The following is an 8,119-nucleotide window of genomic DNA, read 5'->3' on the forward strand; positions in this document are numbered from 1 at the left end:
GGCGGCATGACACGATGAGGGCATGACACGCCGAACCGCCCCGGTCCTGCAGGCTGCTGCACTGGCCCTCGCCGCGGCGCTGGCCGGCTGCGCTGGCCCGCGGGGCGCCGGGCCGCAGCAGGCGGCGCAACCGCTGTGCCTGCAGCACCTCGGCGGCACCACGCTCGCGCGCGAGCCGCAGGGCATGCTGCAGCACTTCGGCGGCATCTCGGGCCTGGACCGTGATGCCGCCACCGGCACCTGGTACCTGCTCAGCGACGACCGCTCCGCGCGGGCGCCGGCGCGCTTCTACACCGCGGCCATCGACATCGACGCGTCGGGCCTGCACGCGGTGCGGGTCACCGGCGTCGTGCCGCTGCGGCAGGCCGACGGCAGCGTCTACCCGGGCGCCGGTCAGGGCGGCGAGGTGCCGGACCCGGAAGCCCTGCGCATCGACCCCCGCACCGGCGACCTGGTGTGGGCGAGCGAAGGGGACGGCAGGCTCGGCCACGGCCCCTTCGTGCGCCGTGCCGCACGCGACGGCCGCTTCGTCGCCGAAGTGCCGCTGCCGCAGAACCTGCGGCTGCACAAGGGGGCCGGACCCGGCGCGCGCGACAACCTCACCATCGAAGGCCTCGCCTTCGCACCCGATGCAGCCTCGCTGTGGGTGTCGATGGAAGGGCCGCTGGTCGAGGACGGGCCGATGCCCACGCTGCAGCAAGGCGGCTTCGCCCGCTTCACCCGCCTCGATCGCGAGGGCCGTGTGCTCGGCCAGTACGCCTACCCGCTCGATCCGATTCCCCTGCCGCCCGGCGGCGGGCGCCAGCGGGCCGACAACGGCGTGAGCGACATCCTCGCCACCGAAGCCGGCACGCTGCTCGTGGTCGAGCGCTCAGGGCGGGAGGTGGACGAGGGCGTGTTCCAGTTCGCCGTTCGCCTCTACGAAGCGAGCGTGGCGGACGCCACCGACGTGAGCGGCACCGCATCGCTGCAGGCCGCCACCTTCAAGCCCCTGCGCAAGCGACTGGTGCTCGACCTCGCGAAGGCGGGCATCGAAACCGACAACATCGAAGCCATGGCCTGGGGCCCGCGGCTGCCGGACGGCCGGGCCACGCTGCTGCTCGCCGCCGACGACAACTTCCACCCCCGGCAGGCGAACCGCTTCATCGCACTTCAGGGCTGCAAATGAACCTCGCCAATCGAACCCTCCTCGTTCTCGCAGCGGCCTTCGGCTTCGCCGCGCAGGCTGGGGCCGAACCGGTGCGCATCACCATCCTGCACACCAACGACCACCACGGCCGCTTCTGGCGCAATGCCGACCAGGAATACGGCATGGCGGCACGCAAGCGCCTGGTCGACGAGGTGCGAGCCGAGGTGAAGGCGCAGGGCGGCCACGTGCTGTTGCTCGACGGCGGCGACGTCAACACCGGCGTGCCCGAGTCCGACCTGCAGCAGGCCGAGCCTGATTTCAGGGGCATGTCGGCCATCGGCTACGACGCCATGGCGGTGGGCAACCACGAGTTCGACCGCACGCCGGCCGTGATGCGCCGCCAGCGCCTCGAGTGGTCGACGTTCCCGTGGCTTTCGGCCAACGTGTACCAGGGCGGCCGGCGCATGTTCCTGCCCTACCGCATCTTCCGGCTCGGCACGGTGCGCGTGGCGGTGCTGGGCCTCACCACCGAAGACACGATGAAGACCCTGTCTCGACAGCGCTTCCCCGGCGTGGAGGTGCGTGCCCCGGCCGGCGAGGCGGCAAAGCTGGTGCCGCGGCTGCGCCGCAAGGCCGACGTGGTGGTCGCCGCCACCCACATGGGCCACTACGTCGACGGCCGCCACGGGGTCAGCGCGCCGGGCGACGTGGAGCTGGCGCGCGCGGTGCCGGGCATCGACCTCATCGTCGGCGGCCACAGCCAGAACCCGGTGTGCATGCTCGACGCGCAGCACCGCAACGACGACTACCAGCCCGGCGACCCCTGCGCCCCCGACCGCCAGAACGGCGCCTGGATCGTGCAGGCCTGGGAATGGGGCAAGTACGTCGGCCGTGCCGACTTCGAATACGAGGCCGGCCGCTTCAGCCTCGTGCGCTATGCCCTGCTGCCGGTCAACCTGATGAAGCGCGGCACCGGGCCCGACGGCAGGCCGGTGAAGCTGCCGCCCGAAACCCGCACCGAAGAAGACGCTGGCCTGCTGGCCCTGCTGGGCCCGTACCAGCGCAAGGGCGCCGACAAGCTGCTGGTGCCGGTGGGCCGCCTCGACGACGGCTTCGACGGTGAGCGCCGCAACGTGCGCAGCCGCCCCACCCACCTGGGCCGGCTCGTCACCGCCTCGATGATCGACAGGACCGGTGCCGACCTGGCCCTCGTGAGCGGCGGCGGCATCCGCGACTCGCTGCCCGCGGGCGAGGTGAACTACGGCCACCTGCTCAGGGTGCTGCCCTTCGGCAACCACGTCGTGGTGGTCACGCTGTCCGGCGAGCAGCTCGAGACCTACCTGCGCGCCGCGCTGCGCATGACGCCCGGCTCGGGCGCCTATGCCCAGACCACCGGCGTGTCGGCCGCGATGGAAGGCAACGAGCCGAAGCAGCTGCGGGTGCAGGGCCGGCCCATCGACCCGGCGCGCCGCTACCGGCTGGCGCTGAGCAGCTTCATCGCGCGAGGCGGCGACGGCTACCCGGCCTTTTCACGGCAGGAGATCGACGACACCGGCTTCACCGACGTCGAGGTGCTGCGCGGCTTCATCGCGGCCCGGCCGGGCCTGTCGACCCGCGACTTCGAGCCGGACCGCGACGCCGCGACGGAATCCGCTGCCTCACCGGCTTCGCGCTAGGTTCCATCGCTTCGGGCCGGGCGGCGTGCGCCCTGCGCGCGGGCGCACCATCGTGACTCTCGCGCCCGGTGTCTCATGGCCTCGCCACGGCAGCCGAAGGGCGCTTTCCAGAACCCAGCAGAGAGGGAACGCGGGGGCGTGGCAGTCGGCACTGCGCAGTCGTTGCGCCGCTCGCGTTCGACAAGAGGATCACGATGATTCCATCCGCCAGCGCACCTTCGACCTCCATGCCCCGCCAGGCCGACGAGCCGCCCCGCACCCAGGGTGCGACCGCGGCGCCGTCCGGCACGAGCACCCCCGACCACACCCTCAAGGGCCGACGCAGCGAGGCCGCAGGCAGCTCGCAGCCGCAGTCCGAGATGCCGCCGCGCAGCCCTGCATGGCCCACGCCGCCGGCGACGCCGGCGACGCCGGACATGCGCTCTCCCGCGCCGCTGCTGCCGGGCCTCCTGCCGATGGCCCCCGCCGATTGCTCATGGGTGGGTGGCGTTGCCGCAAGCTTTGCGGGCAGCGTGGCCGGCAGCGTGGCGAGCGGCCTCACGAACGCCGCGGGGATGGCCAGCTCGGCCGCCAGGAACCTGTGGTCGCTGAGCGACCTGCGCACCATGCTGCAGCCGAATGCCGACGATCCGCAGTTCCTGCAGATGCTGCGCGGGCGCGATCCGGAGGCGCCCTCCGAGTACACGTTTGCGCAATGCCGCCAGCAGCTGAAAGACCTGCGCGAACTGGTCGAGGGCGGTCACGGCATCGAGAAGCGGTTCCAGCAGGCGCTGCTTCGGGACATCAAGACCATCGAGCAGGCCATTCACCCGCTGGAGAACGGCACCTCCGCCGCGGGGCGGATAGCCAAGGCGCTGGCCAACATGGTCAACCTCTGGCCGGTGGTGGTTCCCAGCAAGCTGCTGGCCAACCAGGCCAAGACCTTTGCCTACACGGTGGCTGCCGCGAGCAAGGCCGTGCTGGCCGTGGGCGGGGCAACGCTGCGCCCCACCGCCGACGGGCTGCCTTTTCCGCTGATGGGCGGCGAGCTCGGGCGCCATGCCGACGAGGTGCACTTCTATCCGGGGCTGCTGAATGCGATCTTCCTGTCGATCGAGTTGTCGAAAAAGTTCGGTACGCCCGGCGTACGCCACCAGGCCGAGGCGGTGGAGCACAACAAGCTCGCCCATGCCGGGTTCGCGGTGGCGGCGGGGATGGCGCTGATTGCGCCGTTCGTCTGGACCAGCGTGAAGAGCGGCTTCGGCAAGGCCCTGGATGCGGGCACGCGTGCCGCTGCGCTCGGCCTGGAAAAGGCCGGTTTCAGCGAACGGGCCGACACCATGCGCCGCGAGCTCACGCCGGGTCAGGTCGGGCAGGAGGTGCATGAGCAGCTCTCTCACCTGTGGGGTCAGCTGGAAACGGGGCGCCTCGCGCTGCAGCAGGCCCGCCTCGACTTCACCGACCCGGCCTCCGGCCGGGAGCTCACGCGCACGCTCAATTCGCAATGCACCCACCTGCTCGAATCGATCGCGTTGTGCACCGAACGGCTGGACAAGGCCTTCGGCACCAGTGCCGCGCAGGAAGCGGCGGGCGTCGTGGTGCCCCGCGGGCCTTCGTCCAACCCGGACTTCGCCTCCAAGCTGGCGCTGACCATCTTCGCCACGGCGATCACCGGCTCGACGGTCTACCTCATCCAGCCCGACCCGATCGGCACCGTGGACCTGGCGGCCGACAGTGCCGTCGTCACGGCCGTGATGCTGCAGGGCGCGCTGAACAAGCAGGCCACCCGGCAGGACGCGATGGAGCGCTTCAAGGGCATGGCAGCCACCAGCATGGTGATGGCGCTGGCCCTGTCGGCCGACAAGATCTCCAAGGCGTTCACACCCCGCGGCCTGGTGGAGGCCGACTCGTCGGCGCCCTATTACGCGAGCCTGGTCATGACCATGATGGCCATGACCATGCCTGGCCCCATCGCACGCGGTGCCGAGCTGGCGCTCAACTGGGGCGGCCGGCAGATCGGCAAGGGCGTCGAGCAGATCCGCAGCCTGGTCAGCGGACCCGACGGCCAGCCGCTCGGCACGGTGGAGCCGCGAACGCCGCAGGAGCTTCAGCAACGCATGGTCGAGCTGCAGGCCTTCTACTCGGCCGAGCGACCCGCCGAGCAGCAGGCGGCGCTGGAGGCGGCGGTCGGCGCCAGCATCAGCCAGGCGCTCACCGACGCTGCCGCACGTGCGGCGGGTGAGTCGCTGCGCCGCAACACCGGCGTCACGATCCAGGAGATCACCGAGGTGTAGGAGTCTGCGCGGCAGAAAGCCGCGCCGCTCCCTCTCCCGCTTGCGGGAGAGGGCCGGGGTGAGGGGCGCGGCGCGAGCCGCGTGAAGGCCAGGGGAGGCGTCAGGGCCGTCTTGCCGCGTGGCTGCGCGTAACGGGTGGCCGCTTGTTCAAAGCGCCGAAGGCCTCTTGCGTGGCCCTCACCCCAACCCTCTCCCGCCAGCGGGAGAGGGAGGTCAACACCGTCTGCCGCGCAGACCCACCTCTACCCGATGCGCCGGCGCTTCTGGGCGCCGCCGAGCAGCTCGCCCTTCTCAGCGGGCGACAGCGACGAAGCCGATGCCTCCGCATGTCCAGCGGCCGGCACGAGACTCCTATGGCACTAACGAACCTTCAAGATGGGACGGCGAGCCGCTCGCTGCGGTGTTCCGTCTCGACGAGCGCCTGAGCGGGAGGGCATGGACGTCGGCGTCGTCCGGCGTCACCTCAGCGCCTCTACGAGCGCGCCGACCGAGATCGAAAGTCGAGGCGGCGTTGCACACCCGCCGTTTAACGCCTATCTGGTGGCCCACCGGCGCCCAACAAGTACGCCTTGTCCTCGAAAGAAAGACGCGAGCGTTCGACGGCTTGGCTATACGCTGCCACAGCCGCGTCACATCCTCGACTTACCGCGAACTGCAGCGCCGAGTGCCCTTGAAATTCTCCACGTAGCACCTTGAGCTTCATCTGGCGCGGCACACGGGCGTTCGCCACCGCGTTGACGAATGCATCGATCGCCAGATGCTTGTCGCCGGCCATGGCCAGCGCCAGGGATGGCGGCGCACCATTAGGATTCGAACCCTTCAGGAGGGCAAAGACTTCTCGATGCGACAAATCGGAAGCCGTCACGCCCTCAACAAAGGCCGCTGCTGATTGCGCCTGCCCGCTGGACAAGGCACTCGTCAATGCAGATGCCCCACCACCATTGCGAGCAGCCAAAAGCTCGACTTTCAATGCAGGTTCGAGGCCTGAAGTAGCAATGCCGTGGATGAGCGCACGCGACGTATCGCCGAAGCCCTGGTGCATGGCTGCGAACAGTGCGGGCGCACCATCCGCCGAGGTACCCGCAAGCAACTCTGCGTGCAAATCGGAGTCGAGTTGGCAGTGGCGCACGACGTCGCAATAGGCGTGGATGACATCAACCAAGCCTTTGCCTGCAGCCGTAAACAAGCCGCTGTCGCCTTCCAGATTGCGAGCGGCCAGAAGGTCAGCCGCCTCCTCCTCCGCCAACCCCGCGAGCCTTCCAAGCTCGCCCCGGATGTCCCGAAGTGAGCCACCGAAACCGTTAGCCACCAAGTGGTGCACGACAGTTTCGTCCAACGGCGGGAGCGGGCCACTCAGTCGCCGGTCCTCATATCCTCCCGGATGCTCTGGCGGCAGGTTCAATACTCCGCCGGGTGGAATGCCGACGGCCAAGAACACTTTTTCGCTTTCGCCGAAGTAGTTTTGGTATGCCTGCTCGTTGGGCAAGAACTTGCTGATCGACGTTGGCTGAATTCGATCCATTTCGGTCGTGCTCGCCCGCTTATGCGTGGCAGTGCGACTCGGGTCGTAGAGTTTTTGCACATACTGTGCGGGCATGCCCGGCACCCGCTTGATCTTGAACTCCGCCGCCATCGTGTGCACCCCCGACTCGATCAGCATTCGCTTCGAGTCAGCGCCCGAGCGTTCGAGTTCGCGAAAACGCTCAGCGGCGAAACTGCGCCAATCGCTGTTCTCAACGATGTGGACATCGGCCGAATGGCTCAGGACTCTCTTGTACGCGTCCTCGACCCAGCGCGGAACATTGCGCGCGATCGCATCCAGGTCACCCAGTGCTTCATAGTTCGGCTTGCCCGCTGTCTCGTGCTGCAACAGCCAGGCCGTGGCAAGGTGTCGGCATACGATGAGCCCGTCTTCATTGCCTTCTGCACCAGGGAAGTAGGCCTTTTCGTTGTGGTTGACCGTTGATTGCCGGTCGGGCTTCTCAGAGTAGTAGGGACGTGTCTTTGCTCGCGAGGGGCGCCTCGCACTGCTTTGTCCCTGCTCCAGCGCGCCTCCCCATTGAGGGACGTCGCTTTGCACGGGCATGGACTGCGGGTAGGTCCAAAGCGGGGAGAGTTCATACGAGGGCTGCGGGGGCACTTGAGGTTGCCAAGGCGGCACACTCATGTTCGGACTGATCTGACCTTCCGGATGCGGCATGGATTGCCACAGCGCGTGATGATCGACAAATGTTCCCGGAGATGGCACGCCGTAATTTGTCGAAGCAAACTCATGCCTAACGTGCGCTTCATACGCCCGGCTCGGGTCAGGGATCCCGAATGAGTCGGACGGGGTATTGGGAGTCTGCGTGCGGTCGATGCGCCCCCCATGGTCCGAAGGATTGGACAAGGTCATGGCGCCAAATCGGCCCAGAACGTCTTGCATACGCGGCTGCATACCTGCATCGGCCCCACCTGCATTTCGACGTTCGCCCTGCAGGCCATACAACTCAGGCGATGTGTTTGGCGGCGATCCTGGGGACGGCGGCATCTCCGAGTTCGAACTGTTCCCCCTGCCAGCCCCGCCCGCGCGAGCGGCGTAGCCCTGAGCGAAGGCCTCCGGATCGGTGGGGTCCAAACCCGCGGGGTATTGGTAAGAGTAGTTGTTCCAGAAGTCCATTTGCTTGCTCCCTGTGCCTCCGCCGGCCCGACTGAGCCACGGATGATGATTTGACGTATCTCCACTGTATGAACCGGCCTCCCTCTTGCGGACTCGTTGGCGAAAGACTGTGCGATGAAGCGAAGCCAGATTTTTCGTTTGAAAGATGTGCGTCAGGAGCAGCTGATTGAACAGCCACGTTTGTTCCATCTGCCTCGGTGACCGGAGTACCGACGACCTGCCTAGTTGCAGCCTGTATTTCTACGGTGCTGAAGCGACCGCCTAAGGAGACGCTGATCAATTCGCCGAACCCGGCACGACACATGCATGCGTGAGTGCACCGAACCTCAGCCCTGAACGACCATGTCTCAACGCAGCTTTGCCAGCGCCGAGTACGCGATGA

4 protein-coding genes are annotated in these 8,119 nt (G+C 68.0%); 3 read left to right on the forward strand and 1 reads right to left on the reverse strand.

Annotation, left to right across the window (positions count from 1 at the left end; all coding sequences use genetic code 11):
• Positions 1 to 22: 22 nt before the first annotated feature.
• From E8D38_RS20615 to xopX, 3 genes are all read left to right on the forward strand, one after another.
• On the forward strand, positions 23 to 1,168 hold the full coding sequence (locus tag E8D38_RS20615; RefSeq protein WP_140635066.1) for an esterase-like activity of phytase family protein: 1,146 nt from the start codon (positions 23 to 25) through the stop codon (positions 1,166 to 1,168).
• Positions 1,165 to 2,805 carry a bifunctional UDP-sugar hydrolase/5'-nucleotidase UshA gene (gene ushA / locus E8D38_RS20620; RefSeq protein WP_140635068.1) on the forward strand — a complete coding sequence of 547 codons (1,641 nt, stop codon included), beginning with the start codon at positions 1,165 to 1,167 and terminating at the stop codon, positions 2,803 to 2,805. The genes E8D38_RS20615 and ushA overlap by 4 nt, the downstream gene beginning before the upstream one ends.
• A 194-nt stretch (positions 2,806 to 2,999) precedes the next feature.
• A complete protein-coding gene (gene xopX, locus E8D38_RS20625; protein ID WP_140635071.1) occupies positions 3,000 to 5,078 on the forward strand; it encodes a XopX family type III secretion system effector in 2,079 nt (692 codons plus the stop codon).
• A 526-nt stretch (positions 5,079 to 5,604) separates the two neighbouring features.
• Here xopX and E8D38_RS20630 read toward each other — a convergent pair.
• A complete protein-coding gene (locus E8D38_RS20630; protein WP_181179309.1) occupies positions 5,605 to 7,737 on the reverse strand; it encodes a ShET2/EspL2 family type III secretion system effector toxin in 2,133 nt (710 codons plus the stop codon).
• Positions 7,738 to 8,119: the final 382 nt, after the last annotated feature.

The sequence above is a fragment of the Methylibium rhizosphaerae genome, assembly GCF_006386545.1.
GTDB lineage: Bacteria > Pseudomonadota > Gammaproteobacteria > Burkholderiales > Burkholderiaceae_C > Pseudorivibacter > Pseudorivibacter rhizosphaerae.